Here is a 20,831-nt window from a genome sequence, read left to right on the forward strand (position 1 = left end):
TTGGCCCCGCCGACGCACGCGACAGGCGTCGGCGAGTGGTTACGGTGGAGTCCCGACCTGACCACGTGCCGTCCCAGGAGCTGCCCGATGAGCACGACGCCCCCCGAGCCCGACGGGCCGGACGAGGAGGAGCCGCGCCGCGAAGGTCCGTGGGACGCCATCCTGCGGGCGATGCTCGGCCCCGACGCGGACGGCGTGCTCAAGGACCTCTCCGCGCGCGGCGAGCTGCCCGACCTCGGCTCGATCGGCTTCGTCGGCCCGGACGGCACGCCGCTCGACCTCGAGGCGCTCGCGGCCGCCGCCGGCATCGCCGACGACCCTCAGGCGCTCGAGCAGGTGCTCGGCCAGATCAAGCGGGTCCTCGACAGCTCCGCCGACGAGCCCGTCAACTGGGAGATCGCGCACGACCTCGCCCGCCAGGTCGCCGTCACCGAGGGCGACCCGTCCGTGAGCGACGCCGACCGACGCGAGGCCACGGCCGCCTTCTCCGCGGCCGAGACCTGGCTCGACACCGCGACGGACCTGCCCGCGGCGGGCGGTCCCGTGCGCGTGTGGAGCCGCTCGGAGTGGGTCGAGCACACGATGCCGCGCTGGCGCTCGCTCGCGGAGCCCGTCGCCGGCTCCGTCGCGGACGCGCTGGTCGCCGCCCTGCGCACCCAGGCTCCCGAGGTCTTCGGGGCGGGCGAGGCCGGGGCCGCCGTCGGCGGTCAGATGATGCGCCAGCTCGGCAGCGCCGTCTTCGGCATGCAGGTGGGCCAGGCCGCCGGCGCGCTGGCCCGGGAGGTGTTCGGCTCGACCGACATCGGCCTCCCGCTGATCGACGGACCGGGGGTCGCCCTGCTCCCGCGGAACGTCGTGGAGTTCGCGTCGGGCCTGGACGTGCCCGTCGACGAGGTGCGGCTCTTCCTCGCCCTGCGCGAGGCCGCGTACGCGCGCCTCTTCACGCACGTCGCCTGGCTGCGGTCGCACCTGCTCGGCACGGTCGAGGCCTACGCGCGCGGCATCACCATCGACATGGGCTCCCTCGAGGACGCCGTCCGCTCGATCGACCCCACGGACCCCGAGGCCCTGCGCGACGCGCTGTCCGAGGGGGTCTTCTCGCTCGAGACGACGCCGGAGCAGGACGCCGCCCTCCTCCGGCTGGAGACCGCCCTCGCGCTCGTGGAGGGCTGGGTGGACGAGGTGACCGCGGCCGCCGCCCGCCCGCACCTGCCCCACACCGCCGCGCTCCGCGAGATGATCCGGCGCCGCCGGGCGGCCGGTGGACCGGCCGAGGACACCTTCGCGACCCTCGTCGGGCTCGAGCTGCGCCCCCGTCGCTCGCGCGACGCCGCGCGCCTGTGGGCGCAGATCGCCGAGGACGGCGGTCAGAGCGCCCGCGAGGCGGTCTGGGACCACCCGGACCTGCTGCCCGGCCCCGAGGACCTCGACGACCCGGCGGGCTACGCCGGTCGTCTCGCCGCCGCCCGCACCGAGCACGCCGACGTCGACGCCGCTCTCGCCGCCATCTTCGGCGAGAGCGAGAGCTCGGCGGACGACGGCCCTGCGAGCACCGACCAGACGAGCACCGACGACGCGAGCACTGACGACGCGAGCACCGACAGCGCAGCCAGCGACGACGCCGGCACCGACGACGAGCCCGGCGCGGCGGCCCCCGAGCACTCCTAGTCCAGGCCCACCTCGGGCGCCCCCGCGTCGCCGGCGCCCTCGGGGTCACCGTCGCCGGCACCGTCGAGCTCACCCTCGCCGTCGGCGTCGGGCGGCATGTCCGTGGCGTGCGCGACCCCCTCGAGGAAGCCGCGCGCACGGTCCAGGTGCGGGTAGCCGCCGAGCAGCGCCCAGAACGCCGGCCCGTGCCCCGCGCAGAGCAGGTGCGCGAGCTCGTGCAGCAGGACGTAGTCGAGCACCCAGCCGGGCATGCCCTGCACGCGGGTCGAGATCCGAATGGTCCCCTCGGTCACGGTGCACGAGCCCCAGCGGCGCCCCTGCCGGGAGGACCACGTGATGCTCGTCGGGCGCGCCTGCCCACCGAGGTAGCGGCGGGAGAGCTCGGCGGCGCGGGCGGCGAGCTGCTCGTCCGACGGCCGCCGCCGCTGCTCCGACGACTCCACCTTGGCGACCATCCGGCGCACCCATTCGCGTTCCTGGACGCGCGTGAAGCGGTCGGGGATGGCGACGACGAGCCGACCGTTCTCCCGGAAGGCCGTCACCGTGCGGGTGCGCCGACGGCTGCGCCGCACCTCGACGTCGGGCAGCGCGGGCTCCGGGGACGCCGGGCGGGAACGGGGGGGCACGAGCAGCACGGTAGCCGCCGCGGCCGACGTCGCACGCCCGCCGTGCACAGCCGGGGGCCCGGCGCGCCGCGCCGCCCGCCCCGTGGAGAACCCGGCATAGCGGGTGAAATCCGGCACGTGCGGCGCTCCACACCCGCGCGTCGTGCGTGTGGCGAGCGACATGCCCGCACGCGGCCATTACGCTTGCGGCGCACGATGACGTCCGGCCCCACCCGGTCGGGGCGCATCGGTGCCGGCCGGGAGCTGACGTCCCGGTACGCAAGCCTTCCGAACGGAGACGACTCATGGCCGAGACCTACAAGGGCGAGTTCTACTGTGTGAAGTGCAAGGAGAAGCGCGAGGCCGAGGGCGAGGTCGTCGTCGCCAACGGGCGCAAGATGGCCAAGGGCGTGTGCCCCGTCTGCGGCACCAAGCTCAACCGGATCCTCGGCAAGGCCTGAGCGACGGATCGAGAGGGCGGCTCCCCACCGGGGAGCCGCCCTCTCCGCGTCTGAGCGCCACGCCCGGCCCATCGGCCCTGTGGACAGCGCCGTCCACGCCGCCGCGGACCGCCAGGCTTGAGCACCGACCGGAAGGTGGTGCCGTGCGGCTGAGGACACGAGTGGTGCTGTGGCAGGGCCCGACGCGGGTCCGCCTGGGCGCGGACCCCCGCTGGTCGGTGGTGCTGAGCGACCTCAGCCCGTCGGCCGCGCGCGCCCTGGCGACGCTGCCACGCGGCGCCGACGACGAGCGGTCCGTCCGGGCGGCGATGCGCCGCGAGGAAGTGCCCGCCGACGAGGCCGCTGCGGTCCTGGCGCACCTGCGAGACGCGCGGCTGCTGGTCCCGTCCCGCGCGCCCGACTCCCCCGACGCCGCCGCCTGGGGCCTGCTCGCGGACGACGGCGACGGCGCCGCCGTCCTCGCCCGGCGCCGCGCCGCGACCGTGCGCGTGAGCGGCCTGGGCAGGCTCGGCGCGACCGTGGCGGCGACGCTCGCCGCCGGCGGCGTGGGGCGGCTCGAGCTGGATGACGACACGGCGGCCACCCGGCACGACGTCGCACCTGGCATGGCCCTGGGCGACGTGGGCGGCCCTCGTGCCGCGGCGGTCGCCCGCGCGCTGCACGACGTCGCACCCGGCACCCAGACGGCGCCCGTGGGTGGGCCGGTGGACCTCGTCGTCCTCATCGAGCACCACGTCGCCGACCCGTCGCGGCACCGGCCGCTGGTCACCGACGCCGTCCCCCATCTGTCCGTGGTCGTGCGCGAGGCGTCGGTGCTGGTCGGACCGCTGGTGCGCCCAGGGCACACGCCCTGCCTCCGCTGCCTCGACCTGCACCGCACCGACGCCGACCCCGACTGGCCCGCCCTCGCCACCCAGCTGGCCGCACGACGGGCGGATGGTGTCGAGACGGTCCTGTCCGCCGTCGGCGGTGCGCTCGCGGCGGCGCAGGCGCTCGCCGTGCTCGACGGCCGGACCGCCGCCGTGGAGGGCGGCACCCTCGAGGTCCCGCTGCCCGACGCCGTCCCGCGTCTCGCCCGCTGGGGCACCCACCCGGCCTGCGGCTGCGCAGGTCTGCCCGCCTGAGGACGCGACGACGGCGCCCCGCGAGGTGCGGGGCGCCGTCGTGACCGTCGTCCGAGCATGACGACGTGCTGGTCCGGCGGGCGTCTCCGCCCGCCGGCGTATGGATCAGGCTGCCGAGCTCTCGTCCTTGCGCGGCCGGCCCCGTCCCCGCTTGCGCGGGACGACGATGCCGCCGACGAAGACCTCCCCACCCCAGACGCCCCAGGGCTCCCGCCGCTCGACGGCGCCCGCGAGGCAGCCCTCGCGGACGGGGCACTCGGCGCAGAGCGACTTCGCGAGCTCCACCTCTGCGGTGGACTCCGCGAACCACAGCTCCGCGTCGTACTCCCGGCACGGGATGAGCGTGGCGACCAGCCGGTCGAACCGCTCAGCCTCGGTCAGGTCGTCCTGGCCGAGCTGCATGTCCGACCGCATGGGTAGAGAGCCGGTCGAGCCCTCGTTCAGTGAATCGAGCAGCGTGGTGAGCCGCACGATGTCCTCCCTGGTCTTTCCGTTCCGATCAATGTGATGCCGGGACTGCTCGGCTCTCGTCGATCGGCCAGATGGCCGGGAAAAGACGAAGGCCGCGGGGTCCCGAGGTGGACTCCGCGGCCTCTGAAGGCTGGTCTCTCAGACCGGTGGTGCGGAGTCGTGCTCGGCGGTGGCGCGCTTCCCACGAAGTCGCCACACCGGACCGAAGGAATCGGTGGAGGTGGCGCCGACGATGGGCAGACCCGTCCCCTGGAGCTGGGCAGCGTTAAGCGCGGTCACATGCGCAGCGCAGCGCGCAGCAGTAGTCGCTGCGTAGCCGCCACGAGTGATCGTGATCATCGCGTTACCCACCTCCTCTCTCCGTCCGGGTGCGTGGTTCCAGCACACCCGCTGTGGGGACACTGAACCCTAGGACGGCGTCCAGAGGCCGCACAACCGAATTACCGAAGCAAGTTTCTGCGACGTTGTGAAGATCGTGTGAACCCGTGGATGCGCGACCATGAGCAGCGTCCCACCGACCTCCGACACGGCTGCCGAGCCGTCGGTGGTTGCCGCCGTCAGGAGGCGTGACCGGCGACGATCGCCAGGAGCGAGGCGCCGTAGCGGTCGATCTTCGCCGGCCCGATGCCGCGGATCCGGGCGAGCTCCGGGACGCTGCGGGGCTTGCGCTCCGCGATCGCCGCGAGCACCTCGTCGCCGAGCACCACGTACGCGGGACGGTCGATCTCGGTCGCGACCTGGGCGCGCCAGTCGCGCAGGGCCTGGACCAGGACGGGGTCGTGCTCGCCCGTGAGCACCTGCGGACGGGCTGCGCCGACCGACCGGGTTCCCGTGCGCCGCCGACCGACGCCGCCGTCCTCGGGCCAGAGGCCGTCCAGGAAGCGGGTGCGCCGCCGGTTGCCGCGACCACCCGGCGTCCGCGCCCGCGCGAAGCTGAGCTCGAGCACCTCGCGGGCGCGCGTGACGCCCACGTACAGCAGACGCCGCTCCTCCGCGATCGCGGCATCGGTCTCCGCGAGCGAGATCGGCATCAGTCCCTCGCTCAGTCCGACGAGGAACACGGCGTCCCACTCCAGGCCCTTCGCCGCGTGCAGGGAGGCGAGCGTCACGCCGTCGACCGCTGGCGCGTGCTGGGCGGCCGCCCGCTCGTCGAGCTCCGCGACGAGCGTCGCCACCGTCGCGGCCGGGTCCTGCGCGAGGTCGTCGGCGAGCGCGACGATCGCCTGCAGCGAGTCCCAGCGCTCCCGGACCGCGCCGCGCGCGGCGGGCGGCTCGGGGCTCCAGCCGGCACTGGCGAGGACGTCGCGGACGGCCTCGGCGAGCGGCACCTCGGCCATGGAGCGCGCGCCGCCACGCAGCAGGACGAGCGCGTCGCGGACCTCCTTGCGCTGGAAGAACCGCTCGCCACCCCGGACGAGGTACCCGATGCCGGCGTCGGCGAGCGCCTGCTCGAAGGCCTCCGACTGCGCGTTCGTCCGGTACAGGACGGCGATCTCGGCGGCCGGGGTCCCGGAGGCGATCAGCCGCCCGATCCGCCCGGCGACGCCCGCGGACTCCGCCTCGTCGTCGTCGTACGCGGTGAAGCCGACCGGCGGGCCGGCTGGGCGCTGCGCGACGAGCTCGACGCCGTCGCTGCGGCGGCCGCGGGCCCCGGCACGGACGCGGTTGGCCAGGGTGACCACCTGGGGCGTGGAGCGGTAGTCGCGGACCAGCCGGACGACGGTCGCGCCCGGGTGCTTGCCGGCGAACGTCAACAGGTGGTGCGGCGTCGCACCCGTGAACGAGTAGATCGTCTGGTTGGGGTCGCCGACGACGCAGAGCTCGTGCCGGTCGCCAAGCCACTGGTCGAGCAGGTACTGCTGGGCCGGCGAGACGTCCTGGTACTCGTCGACCACGAAGTGCCGGTACTGCGAGCGCACCTGGTCGGCGACGTCCCGGCGGCTCTCGAGCATGTGGCCGAGCATGACGAGGACGTCCTCGAAGTCGACGAGGCCCTGCGCGTCCTTGACCGTCTCGTACGCCGCGATCAGCCGGGCCACGGTGGACCTGTCGACGCCCGCAGGGGACGGCCGGTCGGTCGCGGCGGCCGCCCGGACGTAGTCGTCGGCCGGGACGAGCGAGACCTTGGACCACTCGATCTCGGACGCGAGGTCACGCACCGTGAGCCGGTCGACCGCGAGGCCGAGCGAGCGGGCGGCCTCCGCGACGGCCGGCGCCTTGTGCTCCAGGATCCGCGGCGGCGCACCCCCGACCACCTGGGGCCAGAAGTACGAGAGCTGACGCAGCGCGGCGGCGTGGAAGGTGCGCGCCTGGACGCCCGTGACGCCGAGGTCGCGCAGACGCGTGCGCATCTCGCCGGCGGCCCGCGCCGTGAAGGTCACCGCGAGGACGCTCGTGGCGGGGTAGGTCCCCGTGCGGACGGCGTAGGCGATGCGGTGCGTGATGGCCCGGGTCTTCCCGGTCCCCGCGCCGGCGAGCACGCACACCGGGCCCGTGACCGCGAGCGCGACCGCGCGCTGGTCGGGGTCGAGGTGCTCGAGCAGGGCGTCGGCGGAGCGGGAGGCCTGGGGGCGGGCGTCGGTGGACATCGGTCCCAGTCTCCCAGCCCCGCCCGACACCGCGCCGCCCCCTCCACCGGCGTGGGCGAGGCGCGGCACCGCTGACGTACGCTGGTCATCCCATGACAAGCAACCACCTGCCGACGCCCGGCACCGTGACCATGTTCACCACCACGTGGTGCGGGTACTGCCGCCGCCTGAAGGCCCAGATGGACGACGCCGGCATCGCCTACCGCGAGGTGGACGTCGAGGAGCACCCCGACGCCGCGGACTTCGTCGAGCAGGTCAACGGCGGCAACCGGACCGTGCCGACGCTCCTCTTCCCCGACGGGAGCGCCGCGACCAACCCCTCGCTGCGCGAGGTCACCGAGCGCCTCGCCGTCTGACGCTCAGCGACCCGAGGGCAGCGGGCTGGCCGGGAGCGTGCCGCCGAACCACTCCTCGATGAGCGCGAGCGCGATCGACGTCCGCATGGGCAGCAGCACCTCGCCCGCGCGCAGCGCCGCGCTCAGCTCCTCCCGCGTGAACCACCGCGCGTCGGTCAGCTCCTTGCCGTCCACCACGACGTCCGTCGTCGTGGCCCGCGCGCGGAAGCCCAGCATGAGCGACGCCGGGAACGGCCACGGCTGGCTCGCCACGTAGGCCACCTCGTCGACGACGACGCCCGCCTCCTCCGCGACCTCGCGCCGCACGGCCGTCTCGAGCGACTCCCCCGGCTCGACGAAACCGGCCAGCGTCGAGTACCGGTGCGGCGGCCAGTGCGCTCCGTGCGCGAGGAGGATCCGCCCGGCGTCGTCGGTGACCGCCATGATCACGGCGGCGTCGGTGCGCGGGTAGTCCTCGGTGCCGTCGTCGGGGCAGCGGCGGACCCAGCCCGCCTGCTCCGGCCTGGTCAGCGCGCCGCAGCGCGTGCACCGCGGGTGGCGGGCGTGCCACTCCGCGAGCGCGACGGCCGTCGTCGCGAGGTCCGCGTCGCGGTCGCCGAGCAGGTGCCCGACGTCGCGCAGCCGGCCCCGGCGCACCGTGGCCAGCCAGGCCGCTCCCCCGTCCGCCGCGACGCCCTCGAGGGACGTGTCCCCGGGCAGGTCTGCCAGGAGCACCGCGAGGTACGCGCGCTCGTCGCACTGGCCGAGGAACACCCACACCGCGTCGCCGTCGCCCGGGCCGAGCCCGGCGAGCTCGTCGGGGGCACGCAGGTCCAGGTGCGCGCCGTCGTCGGTGAGCGGCAGCAGGCCCTCGTGCAGCACGAGGACGAGCGTCTCCGGGTCGGCCCAGAGCTCGGCGAGGAGCTCCGGCTCGCCGCGCCGGTGCGCCGCCGGGTCCACTACGGAACGGGCGAGCGGGAGGGTGTGCACGCACCCACGGTAGGTGAGACACGCGCCCTTCCTGCTCCCGCCGACGACGCGCGGCACCTAGCGTGGGGCCGTGCCCCGTTCACCGCTCGCCCTGGCCGCCCTCGCGACCGTCGCCGTGCCGGGACTCGACGCCGTCGACGTCCGGCGCCCTCGCAACCCGTCGACGGGGGTGGACGCCGCCGTCGTCATCGACGCGGAGGGACGCCGCTGGGTGGTGCGCGCGCCGCAGAACCCGCGGGCCGGCGCCGCCCTCGAGGCCGAGGCCGCGCTGCTCGAGGGCCTGGCCGAGCACGTCGACGCCGGGCGCCTGCCCTTCGAGGTGCCCCGACCTGCGGGATTCGTCGAGCTGCCCGAGGGCGGCCGCGCCGTGGTCAGCCCGCAGCTGCCCGGCCGCGCGCTGCACCTGGAGCACCTCGGCCCCGGGCCAGGGCTCGCGGCGGAGGTCGGCCGCGCGATCGCCGCGATCCACGAGCTTCCCCCGGCCACGGTCGAGGACGCCGGGCTGCCCGTCTACGAGGCGGACGAGTACCGCCGTCGGCGGCTGGCCGAGGTCGACGAGGCTGCGAAGACCGGGCGCGTGCCCGCGTCGCTGCTGCGGCGGTGGGAGCGCGCGCTGGAGGACGTCGCCGTGTGGCGGTTCCGGCCCGTCGTGGTGCACGGGGACCTCTCCGCCGACCACATCCTGTGCAGCCCCGAGCGGCCCGTCGCGGTGCTCGGCTGGTCGGAGGCGAAGGTCGCCGACCCCGCCGACGACCTCGCCTGGCTCCTCGTCGCCGCGCCGCACGAGGCGGTCGACGCCATCGTCGAGGCCTACAACCTGCGCCGCACCGAGCTGCGCGACCCGTACCTCGGCGAGCGCGCGCTCCTCGCGGGAGAGCTGGCGCTCGCGCGCTGGCTGCTGCACGGCGTGCACATGGAGGACCCGGCGATCGTCGAGGACGCCACGGCGATGCTCGCCGAGCTCGCCGAGCAGACCGCCGCCGACGAGGCGCCCGCCGTCGTCACCGAGGCCGCCTGGACCGCCGACGAGGAGGGCTGGGCGACCGAGGAGGAGGCGGACGAGCCGGCCGACGACGAGCCCGTCGACCTCCCCGAGGCCGACGACGACGAGGCCGACGACGACGCGGGCTACGACCAGGCCCCGGCGGACGAGCAGGTGGACGACGAGCCCGCGGGCGAGGGCCCGGACGAGGAGCCTCAGCCCGCCTGAGCCGCCTCGAGCGCGCTCGCGAGGGCGCCCACGTCGGCGCTCGACCGGATGGTCTCGCCGGTCCCGACATGCACGAACGCGGCCGTGACCTGCTCGACGGGCACGCCCGTGCGGCGCGACCAGGCCAGCCGGTAGGCGGCGAGCTGCAGGTCGCGGGCGCGGACGGCGGCGGGGTCCCGCGGCGGCCGGCCGGTCTTCCAGTCGACGACGACGACCGCCCCGTCGGGCTCGGCGAACACCGCGTCGATCCGGCAGCGCACGACGACGTCACCCACCGGCGTGTCCACGTCCACCTCGACGGCCACCGGCGTGCGCGACGCCCACTCCGACGCCAGGAAGCGCGCCTGGAGCGCCGCGAGCTCGGCGTCGTCACCGGCTTCGTCGTCGGCACCCGGCAGGGCGTCCACGTCGACGAGCGCGGCCGCCCCGTAGTAGCGCTCGACCCACGCGTGGAACGCGGTCCCCCGGCGGGCGCGCGCCGACGGCTCCTGCGGCACGGGCCGGCGCAGCTGGAGGGCGAACGCCTCCGGGTCGGCGGCGAGCCGGACGACGGCCGACGCCGCGAGATGGCCCGGCAGGGCGACGCCCGCCCGCTCCTCGGCCCGGCGTCGGTGCTCGTCGAGGAGCAGCCCCGCGACCGCACCGAGCGCCCCGGCGCCGGACAGCGCGTCCTCCTCGGGCCCGCCGTCGGCCACCGCCTGACGCACCGCCGCCGCCGCGCGCTCGAGCACGGGCTGCCGCGCCCCGAGCGGGTGGTCGGGCGGCCACGCGACCGGGTCGGCGGCGGGCGCGGGCGGCCGGACCGGCGCGCCGCCGTCGTCGGCCACGGGCTCGGGTGTCCAGAGCCACCGCTCCAGCGCGAGCTCGCCCGCGTCGGCGGCGTCGAGCACCTCCGTGAGGAATGGGGAGAGGCGGCAGACCTTGGCGCCGGTCTCGCCCCACCAGGCCGCGCCGAGCAGCAGGTGGGCGCGGGCGCGCGTCATCGCGACGTAGGCGAGCCTGCGCTCCTCACCGCGGTGGTGCTCCACGTAGGCCTCGCGGTAGTCGCTGATGCGGCCTGCCACGCCGGCAAGGTCGGTCACGCCGTCGAGGTCGACGTCGGGCAGGTGCTCGCGGTCGCCGCGCAGCGCCGTGGGCAGGTCGCCACGGCCGGCGACCCAGCCCGTGGTCTGCGGCTTCACCGGGAAGGACCCCTCCACGAGGCCCGGGACCGCGACGACGTCCCACTCCAGGCCCTTCGCCGCGTGGACGGTGAGCAGCTGGACGGCGTCGGGGTCGAGCTCCGCGACCGGCGCCTCGAGGCCACGCTCCTCGGCGAGCGCCGCCGCGAGCCAGTCGAGGAACGCCCCGAGCGTGCCCCCGTGCACCGCGTCCGCCTGCGCGTCGAACTCGGCGGCGACCGACCGGAACGCGTCGAGGTGCGCGCGCGCCGCGGCGGGCGACCGGCCCGGGCGCGAGGCCACCTCGATGTCGAGCGCGAGCAGGCGCTCGGCCTCGCCCACCAGGTCGACCAGCGGCAGGGACGTCGAACGCCGCAGCGTGCGCAGCACGGTCGCGAGGTCGGCGAGCCGGGCCCGCCCGTCAGGGGTCAGGGACCGGCCGCGCTCGCTCGTCCAGCCCGGCGGGGGCAGCTCGTCGAGCGCGTCGACGATCGTGCGGTCCTCGCGCGGGCCGCGCTCGGCCCGCGCGGACCCGCCCGGTCCGCGGCGGTCGCGCGCCCGGTCCTCGGCGGACAGGTGCCGCGCCCAGTCGGCGAGCGCGTGCAGGTCGGCCAGGCCCAGCCGCGCCCGCGGTCCCGTGAGGAGCCGCATGAGGGAGTCCCCGCGCGACGGGTCGTGCGCGGCCTGCAGCGCCGCGACGAGGTCGACGACCTCCGGCTCGTTGAGGAGCCCGCCGAGGCCGACCACCTCGACCGGCAGCCCGGCGGCGAGGAGGGCCGCGTGCAGGGCGGCGAACTGGCTCCGCTTGCGGCAGAGCACCGCGGCCGTCACCGGCTCGGGCCTGCGGGACCCGGGGCCGCCGCCGGCGAGCCCGGCCCGATCGGCCGCGAGTGCCGCCCGGCGTTCGGCGACGAACGCCGCGACCGCCCGCGCCTCGTCGGCGGGTGTCTCCGCCAGCGCCACGGCGACCTCGCCCGCACCCGCGCCGGGCCGTGCGCGCAGGGTCGGCAGCGCCAGCCCGGCACGTTCCGCGGATGCGGCGCGCAGCGGGGCCGCCACGAGGTTGGCCGCGTCGAGCACGGCGACGTCGTTGCGCCACGACGTCGAGAGCGCCAGCACGGGCGCGGGTGCGCCGTCGGCCAGCGGGAACTGCTGCGGGAATCGCTCGAGCCCGCCCGCGCTCGCGCCCCGCCAGCCGTAGATCGACTGGTGGGGGTCGCCGACCGCCGTCACGGGGTGCCCGACGCCGTCGCCCGCGCCGTCCCCGAAGAGGCTGCGCAGCAGCGCGAGCTGCGCGACCGACGTGTCCTGGTACTCGTCCAGGAGCACGACGGCGTAGCGGGCGCGCTCCGTCCGGCCCACCTGGTCGCTCTCGCGCGCGAGGCGCGCCGCGAGGGCCACCTGGTCGGCGAAGTCCATGACGTCCGTCGCGCGCTTGCGCGCCGTGAACTCCTCCACGAGGTCCATCAGGCCCGCACGCAGCCGCACCGATGCGAGCAGGTTGCGGACCGGGGCGGGGACCGACCCCCGCTTGCCGGCCGGCAGGGCGAGGACCCGGGCGCACCACTCGTCGGCGAAGGCGCGGACGTCGTCGGGCGCGACCAGGTGCTCGGCGAGCGCGCCCGCCAGCCCGAGCACGGCGTCGGTGACGGTCCCGGGGACGAGGTCCGTGTCGAGGTCGTCCACCCAGCCCTGGACGACGTCGTGCGCGAGCTGCCAGCGGCCGGCCTCGCCGAGCACGTGCACCGACGGCTCGACGCCGAGCCGGAGCGCGTGCTCGCCGACGAGGGCGGCGGCGTAGGCGTTGTAGGTCGACACGTTCGGCGCGAGGAGCAGCCCCGCCGCGCCGTCGGGCTCGCGCCGGGCCCGCCCTCGCACCAGGTCCAGCGCGCGCAGCCGGCGGCGCACCCGCTCCGACAGCTCCCCGGCCGCCTTGCGCGTGAACGTCAGGCCGAGGACGCGGTCGCGCTCGACGAGCCCGTTGTCGACGAGGTACACGACGCGCGAGGTCATCGTCTCGGTCTTGCCGGAGCCGGCACCCGCGACCACGAGGCCCGGCGCGAGCGGCGCCTCGATGACCTCGACCTGCTCGGGCGTGGGTCGGGGCAGCCCCAGCAGCTCGGCGATCTCGGCGGCACTGGTCACGAGCCCACCACCCGGCCCTCCTCCTGCAGCGGGCATGACCGGCGGACCGCGCAGAACCGGCACATGTCGCCGGTCGACGCGACCATCGCGGACTGCCGCACGGCGTCGGCCACGCCGCTGACCAGGTCGGCCGCCCAGGTGGGCGCCGGGTCCTGCGGCAGCGGGCGCTGGTCGCGCGTGGTGTAGTCCTGGTTCGCGGTGCCCACGTAGACGAGCGCCGCGCCCCCGGTCCGGACGCCGTCGGCCACGTCGTCGAAGGCGCCCGCCTCCACGGCCAGCTGGTACGCCCCCAGCTGGGGATGCCGCGCCGCCTCCTCCTGGGAGACCGCGTTCTTCCCCGTCTTGAGGTCGACGACGCGCAGCTGCGGCTCACCGTCCGGGTCCACCACGCGCTCCAGCCGGTCGACGACGCCGCGCAGCACCACCCGCCCCGCCTCGCCGAGCTCGGCCGTGAACGGCTGCTCGACGGCGACCACCTCGCCGGCGTCGCGCAGGTACGCCGCGAGCTGCCGGATCATCGAGTCCGCCCGGCGCCGCTGCTGCGTGCCGACCCAGCCCTCCGGCAGGTCCAGCGACGACCACCGCGCGTCGAGCGCCGCGGCCAGCTCCGCGTGCGAGCCCTGCGGCAGCTCGGCCGCGATCGCGTGCACGAGCGTGCCGAGGCTCTGCTCCGTGGAGTCCGCCGACGTCCCGCCCGCGCCCTCCAGGGCCCAGCGCAGCGCGCACGACGACGCCGTCTCGAGCGTCGACGGCGTCAGCGGGACCACCGCGTCTGCCGGCCACAGCGGCGCGTGGGTGGATGCGCCGCCCACGCCGTACCAGCCGCCGGGGTCCGCGCCCGGCACCCCCGCGGCGACGAGCCGTGCGAGCAGCCGCGCGGCCGGGTGCGCGGCCGCCTCGGCGGGGCCGACGGTCGCGGGTGCCCGGGCGACGTCGGACTCCAGCCAGCTGCGCGCCTGCGCGACGACGGCGCGCAGGTCGAGGGCCGCGGAGACGCTCGCGACGCGCGGGTCCGGCTCGGCGTCGTCGTCCGGGCCGGGCTGGACGAGCTCGACGAGTCCCGACGGCGCGTGGTCGGCGTCGCGGACCGCCGTCACCACGAGGCGCGTGCGCGCCCGCGAGACCGCGACCGCGAACGCGCGGAGCTCGTCGTCGAGCACGGCCGCGCGCGCCTGGGCGTACCGCTCGGGGCCACCGTCGCCGGGGGCCGCGCGCCCGGCCAGGACCTCGACGAGGTGCTGGGCGCCGAGCAGCTGGTCGCGCAGGCGCAGGTCCGGCCACACGCCCTCCTGCACGCCCGCGACGACGACGAGGTCCCACTCCCCGCCCGCCGCGCCCGCGGCCGTGAGCAGCTCGACCGCGCCCGCCTGGTCCGCCTGCGGTGCGAGCGAGTCGGCCGGGAGGTCCTGCGCACGCAGGTGCTCGACGAAGGCCGCGGCCGGCGCCTGCGGGAACCGGTCGACGAACTGCTCCGCCGCCGTGAACAGCGCCAGGACGGCGTCGAGGTCGCGGTCCACCCGGGCACCCGCGGGCCCGCCGGTCAGCGCGGTCCGCTGCCACGACGCGGCGACGTCCGCCGCGGCCCACATCGCCCACAGCACCTCCGGGGCACCACCGCCGGCGGCGAGCGCCGCCCGCCCGTCGGCGAGCGCCTGGGCGAGCCGCTGCGCACCCCGCCGCACGACGCCGGGCAGCTGCGCGGCGCGCACCGGGTCCCCCACCACCTCGAGCAGGAGCTCGTCGCTGGTGCGCTCGCCGCCCTCGGCGCGCTCCTGGGCGCGCAGCGCGCGCCGCAGCCGCCGCAGGCCGACCGCGTCGAGGCCGCCCAGCGACGTCGTGAGCAGGTCGGCCACCTCGGCCGCGGTCGCGGGTTGGTCGCGCGTGGCGACGTCGAGCGCGAGCAGCATCGGCCGGACGGCCGGCTCCGCGCGCAGCGGGACGTCGCTGCCGCTGACCGCCACGGGCACGCCCGCATCGACGAGCGTGCGCCGCAGCGCGGAGACCTGCGCACCGCTGCGGACCACCACCGCCATCCGGCGCCACGGGACCCCGCCGTGCAGGTAGGCCGAGCGCAGCAGGTAGGCGACGTGCGCGCTCTCCTGCGCAGGCGAGCGCAGCAGCGCGACGGTCACGGCGGGCGCGTCGTCCCGGCGACCGGGCTGTCCCGCGGCCGCCGCGCGGTGCGCGCGCCCGGGCCCGCGGATCTGCTCGGTGACGGTCCGCACGACCGACCGCACCTCGGCCCCGTGCCGCCACACCCGGGTGAGCACCACCTCGTCCGCGGCGAACGCGCCGAGCTCGCTGCCGGCCGGCGCGAGCGTCGCCCGCTCCACGAGCCCCGGGCTCGCGCCCCGGAACGTCTGCACGGCGGCGTCCGGGTCCGCGACGAGCACCAGCTCGGCGCCGTCGCCCGCCAGGACGTGGAGCAGCCGGGCGGTCGCCGCGGTCGACTCCTGGTGGTCGTCCACCACGACGAGGCGCCAGCGCGGCCGTGGGGCGCTGACCTCGTCCTCCCACGCGTGCAGCGCCTCGGCCGCCTCGTCGACGATGACCGCCGGGTCGTAGCGCGCCCCGGCGTCGGGCGTGCCGGACCGCAGCCGCGTCACGTCCAGGTACTCGGCGTACAGCGCCGCGGCGGCCTCCCACTCGGGCCGCCCGTGGGTGCGGCCGAGCCGGGCGAGGTCCGCGGGCCCCAGCCCGCGCTCGGCCGCGCGCATGAGCAGGTCGCGCAGCTCGTCGCGGAACGCCCGGAGCGTGCGCGCCTGCTCCGGCACGCTCGCCGGCCAGGCGATGGGCACGCCCTCGCCCTCGGCGTGCCCGGCCAGCAGGTCGGCCAGCACCAGGTCCTGCTCCGGGCCGCTGATCAGCAGCGGGGCCGGCTCGCCCAGCAGGGTCGCCCGCGCCCGCAGGACGGCGAACGCCGCCGACGACGGCGTCCGCACGACGGGGGCACCGGTGGTCCGCCGCAGCCGGGCGGAGAGCTCGTCACGCAGCCGCGCGGCCGCGCGCCTCGTCGGGGCGAGGAGCAGGACATCGTCGGTCGCCAGCTCACCGGACGTGACCCGGTCGGCGACCAGGTGCAGCGCCGTCGTCGTCTTGCCCGTGCCCGGCGCGCCGCGCACGAGCAGCGCCCGGCCGCGGTGCGCGATGGCGCGCGCCTGGTCCGCGTCCGGCGCGGGCCAGGGCGCGCGCGGGTCGGGCGGACGCAGGGCGGGCATGCCCCGATTCCATCATCCGCCGCCCACACGCCGGGCCGACCGGCGCCCCACACGCCGGCCCGTCAGGACACCGGCCCGTCAGGACGCCGGCCCGTCAGGACGTCGGGTTGTCGGGGAACGGCCACGCGTTGGCGGTGCACGGCGCCACCTCGATGGACTGCTGCTGCATGATCGGCGCGCGCTCGCCCGCCGACGGGCACCCGACGTGCTGACGCCCCAGCAGGTGGCCCACCTCGTGGTTGACGACGTACTCGCGGTAGGTCGTGATGTCGCTGATCTGCAGGTACTCCTCGGTGGCCTGGACCCAGCGCGTGTGGTTGATCGCCGCGTGGCCGTACCGGCCGCACGAGTAGTCGCCGTGGGTGTTCAGGGGCGCGCACATCGCGTCGACCTTGTCCGGCGAGGCGAGCACCACCCGGATCTCGGCGTCGCCGTCGGTCCGCGCGAACGACATCGACCCGTCGCCGCCCCAGCTGCGCGGGTCGTTCAGGATCCGCATCACCGTCGCCGCGAAGAGCTCGCCGTCCACCTCCAGCCCCGACTCGACCTCCACGCGGATCGTGCGGACCCGGCGCTCGGGGTGCGGCGCCGGTTCGCTGCCCGGCACGACGACGAGGTCGCCGCCCGCCGCCGTCGGGACCGCGATCGACAGGAGGCCCGCCTCGCGGTCGGCGAGCGTCACGCCGTCGGGCCCGGCGATGCTCATGTCGATGAGGACCGGCTGGGCGGGCGACGCGACCACGTCGACGGCGGCCGGCGTCGGCCGTTCCCGGCCCGACGCCGCGGGCCGCGGGCCGACGGCCGAGGCGGTCGCCACCCCGTCCGCGCCGCCGTCCGCCGCCTCGCGCGACGACCAGGGCGCCGCCCCGACGACCGACGCACCGGAGACCAGACCCGCGAGCAGGGCCATCCCCCCGGCGAGCAGCAGCGCGCCGGGGCCGACGACGCCGCGTCGCCGTCCGGCGTGCCGGAACGCGCCGGTGCCCGGGGATGTCACCGGCCCATGGTGGCATCGACGGGACGCCGCCGCAGCCGTCCTGGCACCCGCGACAGCGTCCCGCAGCTCCCTCCCGGAGCCGGCCCAGGACCCCGCTGGGGACCCCACGAGGCGGACGAAACCACCCCTCGGACGGCACCCCGCCGGTCCGTACCGGTGCGTAGCATCGGCGCGTGACCGACGCTCCGCGGCGTGGCCGGGCCCCCAGCGTGGCCCGCGACGTCCGGCGTGCCCAGATCCTCGAGATCGCGCAGGACCTCTTCGCGCGGCAGGGCTACCACCACGTGTCGATGGACGACATCGCCGATCGCGCCGAGGTCAGCAAGCCGGTCCTGTACCGGCACTTCCCGAGCAAGCTCGACCTGTACCTCGACGTCGTCGACCACCGGGCGGAGTCGCTCCTCGCGGCGATCGACGTCGCGCTGGCCGACGACCCCGACGACGGGCGCGGCGTCGTCCGGGCGCTGGTCCGGGCGTACCTGGAGTTCGTCGAGCAGGCCGGGGACTCCTTCTCGCTGCTCTTCGAGTCGGACGTGACCCGCGACGCCGAGGTCCGCCGCCGCGTCGAGCTGGCGTCCGCCGACGCCGCCGAGGCCGTCTGCCGCGGCCTGCGGGAGCTGGCCGGCCTCGCGCCCGAGCAGGCCAGGCTGCTGAGCACGGCGCTCGTCGGCATGGCGCGCGTCGCCGCCACGGCGCGGTACCGGACGGGCGAGGTCCCGGTCGACGAGGCCGTCGACCTCATCACCGGTCTGGCCTGGCGCGGCGTCGCCGGGTTCGTCTCCCCCGCCGAGCCGGCCCTCGGCACAGGTGCGCCGCTCGACGGCGCCGCTCCGGTTCCGCCCTCGGCGTAGCCGAGCCGCGCTGGCCCCTCCCGGGCACGGCCGGGGCCGCCATCCTGCTTAGGATGGCGAGCGGCCGCACGGCCGCGAGAACGAGGAGGACGGCGTGGAGATCACCATCGGCGTGCAGAACGTGGCCCGCGAGCTCGTCGTGGAGACCGACCAGACGGCCGACGACGCCGCCAAGGCCATCCGCAAGGCGCTCGACGCCGGGCAGGCGCTCGAGCTCACCGACACCCGCGGTCGCCGCATCATCGTCCCGGCCGGCACGGTCGGCTATGTCGAGATCGGCGACGAGGCGCGCAAGGTCGGCTTCCACACGCTCTGACGCGGGCCGGCCCCGCCGGTTCTGCCGACGGCGTCGAGAGCGTCAGGCCGTCAGGCCCAGCCGGTCCATCCGCCGCGTGTGCTCCGCCGTGAGCACCGCGAAGAGCCGCTGCTGCAGCGGCTGGTCGGGCGAGGCGTCCGCGAGCGCCCGCTCGAGGAGCCCGCGCAGCTCGGGGTGGTCGGTCACCAGCCGCTGCACGACGCCGAGCGCCTCGCCGACGAGCCGGCGGCCCCACAAGGCCAGCCGCGACGCGAGCACGGGGTCCGCCGCGGTCGCCTCGGTCACCCGGGCGACCACGAGTGCGCCGTGCCGGTCGTCGTCGACGGCCGCCTGCGCGAGCGCGCGGGTCGCCTCGTCGCCGTCGTCCAGCCCGCGGACGAGAAGGCGGGCGACGTCGTCCTCCACACCGAAGCCGACGTGCGCCTTGAGCAGGCGCTCCCACCAGGAGCCCGGGGGCGTCCGCGCGTCGAAGTCCGTGAAGGTCCCCAGGAACGGCGCGACGACGTCCGCCAGGTCCGCGCCCAGCTCGCCGGCGCGCGCCTCGATGCGCCCCAGGCGCTCGGCGGCGGCCCCGACCAGCCGGCACAGCTCGATGCGGTCGACGACGCTCGGCGCGACCTCGGCGTCGGCCGCGAGCCGCGTGACGGCGGCGAGGTCGCTGTTGGCCAGGAGCCCCAGCACGGCGAGGGCGGCGGTGTCGGCGGGGCCCGTGCCGGGCGTGGCGGTCATCGCGCCAGGCTAGCGCCGCGGACGGGCATGACCCGCCCGCTCGGGCCGCCTACCGGCCCCGACGGGCGGGGACGGTAGGATGGCTCCGTTCGACGGTTGACCGGTCGTCCCGAACCTCCCGCTGAGTCAGCGGGCCTGACTTGCACGATCGGCTGCCGGCCCCCGCTCACGCGGTGCGGGCCCGAGGCGCGACGTGCTCCTCGTGTGGCCCCGTGCGAGCCGACCCGAGGTGACCATGACCCCCATCTCCACGCCCACATCCACACCCACGCCCGAGGAGATCGCCGCCGCCGGCATCACCACGGTCGACGAGCACCCGGACGCGGCGTCGCGGCTCGTCGCCTCGTTCGCCGAGCTCGGCGTCCGCAGCGAGATCGTCGACGCGCTCGCCGACGTCGGCATCACGCACCCCTTCCCCATCCAGGCGATGACGCTCCCCGTCGCGCTCCAGCGGCACGACATCATCGGCCAGGCCAAGACGGGCACCGGCAAGACGCTCGGCTTCGCGATCCCGATCCTCGAGCACGCCGTCGGCCCGGGCGAGCCCGGCTTCGACGAGCTGCCCGCCCCCGGCCGGCCGCAGGCGCTCGTCGTGGTCCCGACGCGTGAGCTCGCGGTCCAGGTGGCCGGCGACCTCGACGTGGCCGCGAAGCGCCGCAGCGTCCGGGTGGTCCAGGTCTACGGCGGCCGCGCGTACGAGCCGCAGGTCGCGGCCCTCGCCCGCGGCGCCGAGGTCGTGGTCGGCACGCCCGGCCGCATGATCGACCTGATGAACAGCGGCCACCTGGACCTGTCGCGGGTCTCGACGGTGGTGCTCGACGAGGCCGACGAGATGCTCGACCTCGGCTTCCTGCCGGACGTCGAGCGGCTCCTCGCCGCGACGCCCGCCAGCCGCCACATGATGCTGTTCTCGGCGACGATGCCCGGTGCGGTCGTCGCGATGGCCCGCCGCTACATGACGCAGCCCACGCACATCCGTGCGGCCGATCCGAACGACGACGGCGCGACCCTCAAGGCGATCAAGCAGATCGTCTACCGCTGCCACGCGCTGGACAAGGTCGAGGTGCTCGCCCGCCTGCTGCAGGCCAAGGACCGCGGCCTGACGATCGTCTTCGCCCGGACCAAGCGGACCGCGGCCCGGGTGGCGGAGGACCTCGTCGAGCGCGGGTTCGCCGCAGGTTCCATCCACGGCGACCTCGGCCAGGGCGCGCGCGAGCAGGCGCTGCGCGCGTTCCGCCACGGGAAGATCGACGTCCTGGTCGCGACCGACGTCGCGGCGCGCGGCATCGACGTCGACGACGTCACGCACGTGGTCAACTACCAGTGCCCCGAGGACGAGAAGGTCTACCTGCACCGCACCGGCCGCACCGGCCGCGCGGGCCGCACCGGCACCGCCGTCACGTTCGTGGACTGGGACGACGTGCCGCGCTGGTCGCTCATCGACAAGGCCCTCGACCTGGGCTTCCCCGAGCCGATCGAGACGTACTCGAGCTCGCCGCACCTGTACTCCGACCTCGACATCCCCGAGGGCACCAAGGGCACCCTGCCGAAGGAGGCGCGCACCCGCGCCGGCCTCGCGGCCGAGGAGCTCGAGGACCTGGGCGAGACCGGCGGCAAGGCCCGCAAGAGCAGCCAGGGCGGGCACGGCGGGCGCTCTGGCGGCGACCGCGACCGCGGGCGCTCCGGCGGCCGGTCGGGCGGCAGGTCCGGCGGTTCGGGCCACGGCGACCGTCACGAGCGCGGGCACGACCGCCCCGAGGGCGAGCACCACGAGCGGCCGAAGGTCGCCGGGCAGACCCACGGCCGGCGCGCCTCGGCGGCCGGCGAGCCGGCCGAGCGTCCCGCGGGCGGCGAGGGTGGCGAGCGCACGGGCGCCCGACGCCGTCGGCGCACGCGACGGCGCAGCGGCGGCGCCGCGGGCGCCGCGGGGTCGCCCCAGCCCAGCGAGGGCTGAGGTCCCGGT

16 protein-coding genes are annotated in these 20,831 nt (G+C 76.7%); 8 read left to right on the forward strand and 8 right to left on the reverse strand.

Annotated features, from left to right (window positions below):
- The first annotated feature begins 87 nt into the window (after window positions 1–87).
- Window positions 88–1,668: a zinc-dependent metalloprotease gene (locus tag AFE02nite_RS12040; RefSeq protein ID WP_146819731.1), complete on the forward strand. Its 1,581-nt coding sequence runs from the start codon at window positions 88–90 to the stop codon at window positions 1,666–1,668.
- Here the strand turns inward: AFE02nite_RS12040 and AFE02nite_RS12045 are convergent.
- Window positions 1,665–2,294, reverse strand: coding sequence for a M48 metallopeptidase family protein (locus AFE02nite_RS12045; RefSeq protein WP_052114031.1), 630 nt, complete (start codon window positions 2,292–2,294; stop codon window positions 1,665–1,667). The two genes, AFE02nite_RS12040 and AFE02nite_RS12045, sit on opposite strands and share 4 nt — an antisense overlap.
- 284 nt (window positions 2,295–2,578) lie before the next feature.
- Between AFE02nite_RS12045 and AFE02nite_RS12050 the strand changes: the two genes are divergently transcribed.
- Both AFE02nite_RS12050 and AFE02nite_RS12055 read left to right on the forward strand, forming a co-directional pair.
- Window positions 2,579–2,734 carry a DUF5679 domain-containing protein gene (locus tag AFE02nite_RS12050; protein WP_146819733.1) on the forward strand — a complete coding sequence of 52 codons (156 nt, stop codon included), beginning with the start codon at window positions 2,579–2,581 and terminating at the stop codon, window positions 2,732–2,734.
- Between the two features lie 143 nt (window positions 2,735–2,877).
- Complete coding sequence (locus tag AFE02nite_RS12055; protein WP_146819734.1) at window positions 2,878–3,858, forward strand: ThiF family adenylyltransferase; 981 nt, start codon at window positions 2,878–2,880, stop codon at window positions 3,856–3,858.
- 105 nt (window positions 3,859–3,963) lie between these two features.
- Here AFE02nite_RS12055 and AFE02nite_RS12060 read toward each other — a convergent pair whose 3' ends face one another.
- Both AFE02nite_RS12060 and AFE02nite_RS12065 read right to left on the reverse strand, forming a co-directional pair.
- Entirely contained in the window at window positions 3,964–4,329 is a 366-nt protein-coding gene (locus AFE02nite_RS12060; RefSeq protein ID WP_034247962.1) for a WhiB family transcriptional regulator, read from the reverse strand.
- A gap of 557 nt (window positions 4,330–4,886) precedes the next feature.
- Window positions 4,887–6,917: an ATP-dependent helicase gene (locus tag AFE02nite_RS12065; RefSeq protein ID WP_146819735.1), complete on the reverse strand. Its 2,031-nt coding sequence runs from the start codon at window positions 6,915–6,917 to the stop codon at window positions 4,887–4,889.
- 92 nt (window positions 6,918–7,009) lie between these two features.
- Here AFE02nite_RS12065 and AFE02nite_RS12070 point away from each other — a divergent pair, with 92 nt between their 5' ends.
- Entirely contained in the window at window positions 7,010–7,273 is a 264-nt protein-coding gene (locus tag AFE02nite_RS12070) for a mycoredoxin (RefSeq protein WP_034247969.1), read from the forward strand.
- Window positions 7,274–7,276: 3 nt separating this feature from the next.
- On the opposite strand, the gene nudC is transcribed toward AFE02nite_RS12070, so the two are convergent.
- Window positions 7,277–8,242, reverse strand: a complete 966-nt coding sequence (gene nudC / locus AFE02nite_RS12075; RefSeq protein WP_034247971.1) for an NAD(+) diphosphatase — start codon at window positions 8,240–8,242, stop codon at window positions 7,277–7,279.
- Window positions 8,243–8,312: 70 nt separating this feature from the next.
- Between nudC and AFE02nite_RS12080 the strand changes: the two genes are divergently transcribed.
- Complete coding sequence (locus AFE02nite_RS12080) at window positions 8,313–9,452, forward strand: phosphotransferase (protein WP_146819736.1); 1,140 nt, start codon at window positions 8,313–8,315, stop codon at window positions 9,450–9,452.
- On the opposite strand, the gene AFE02nite_RS12085 is transcribed toward AFE02nite_RS12080, so the two are convergent.
- The 3 genes from AFE02nite_RS12085 to AFE02nite_RS12095 form a co-directional block, all read right to left on the reverse strand.
- Window positions 9,440–12,757, reverse strand: a complete 3,318-nt coding sequence (locus tag AFE02nite_RS12085; RefSeq protein WP_261765601.1) for an ATP-dependent helicase — start codon at window positions 12,755–12,757, stop codon at window positions 9,440–9,442. The genes AFE02nite_RS12080 and AFE02nite_RS12085 overlap by 13 nt on opposite strands.
- A complete protein-coding gene (locus AFE02nite_RS12090; RefSeq protein WP_146819738.1) occupies window positions 12,754–15,975 on the reverse strand; it encodes an ATP-dependent helicase in 3,222 nt (1,073 codons plus the stop codon). Before AFE02nite_RS12090 ends, AFE02nite_RS12085 begins: the two co-directional genes overlap by 4 nt.
- A 94-nt stretch (window positions 15,976–16,069) precedes the next feature.
- Window positions 16,070–16,972, reverse strand: a complete 903-nt coding sequence (locus AFE02nite_RS12095; RefSeq protein WP_261765602.1) for a DUF3152 domain-containing protein — start codon at window positions 16,970–16,972, stop codon at window positions 16,070–16,072.
- Between the two features lie 173 nt (window positions 16,973–17,145).
- Between AFE02nite_RS12095 and AFE02nite_RS12100 the strand changes: the two genes are divergently transcribed.
- Together AFE02nite_RS12100 and AFE02nite_RS12105 are read left to right on the forward strand one after the other, a co-directional pair.
- Complete coding sequence (locus AFE02nite_RS12100; protein ID WP_146819739.1) at window positions 17,146–17,823, forward strand: TetR/AcrR family transcriptional regulator; 678 nt, start codon at window positions 17,146–17,148, stop codon at window positions 17,821–17,823.
- A gap of 94 nt (window positions 17,824–17,917) precedes the next feature.
- Complete coding sequence (locus AFE02nite_RS12105; protein WP_034249007.1) at window positions 17,918–18,139, forward strand: DUF3107 domain-containing protein; 222 nt, start codon at window positions 17,918–17,920, stop codon at window positions 18,137–18,139.
- Window positions 18,140–18,181: 42 nt separating this feature from the next.
- Here the strand turns inward: AFE02nite_RS12105 and AFE02nite_RS12110 are convergent, their stop codons facing one another.
- On the reverse strand, window positions 18,182–18,868 hold the full coding sequence (locus AFE02nite_RS12110; protein WP_146819740.1) for a ferritin-like fold-containing protein: 687 nt from the start codon (window positions 18,866–18,868) through the stop codon (window positions 18,182–18,184).
- 235 nt (window positions 18,869–19,103) lie between these two features.
- Between AFE02nite_RS12110 and AFE02nite_RS12115 the strand changes: the two genes are divergently transcribed.
- A complete protein-coding gene (locus AFE02nite_RS12115; RefSeq protein WP_146819741.1) occupies window positions 19,104–20,822 on the forward strand; it encodes a DEAD/DEAH box helicase in 1,719 nt (572 codons plus the stop codon).
- Window positions 20,823–20,831 lie beyond the last annotated feature (9 nt).

Source organism: Actinotalea fermentans, from assembly GCF_007991475.1.
Lineage (GTDB): Bacteria > Actinomycetota > Actinomycetes > Actinomycetales > Cellulomonadaceae > Actinotalea > Actinotalea fermentans.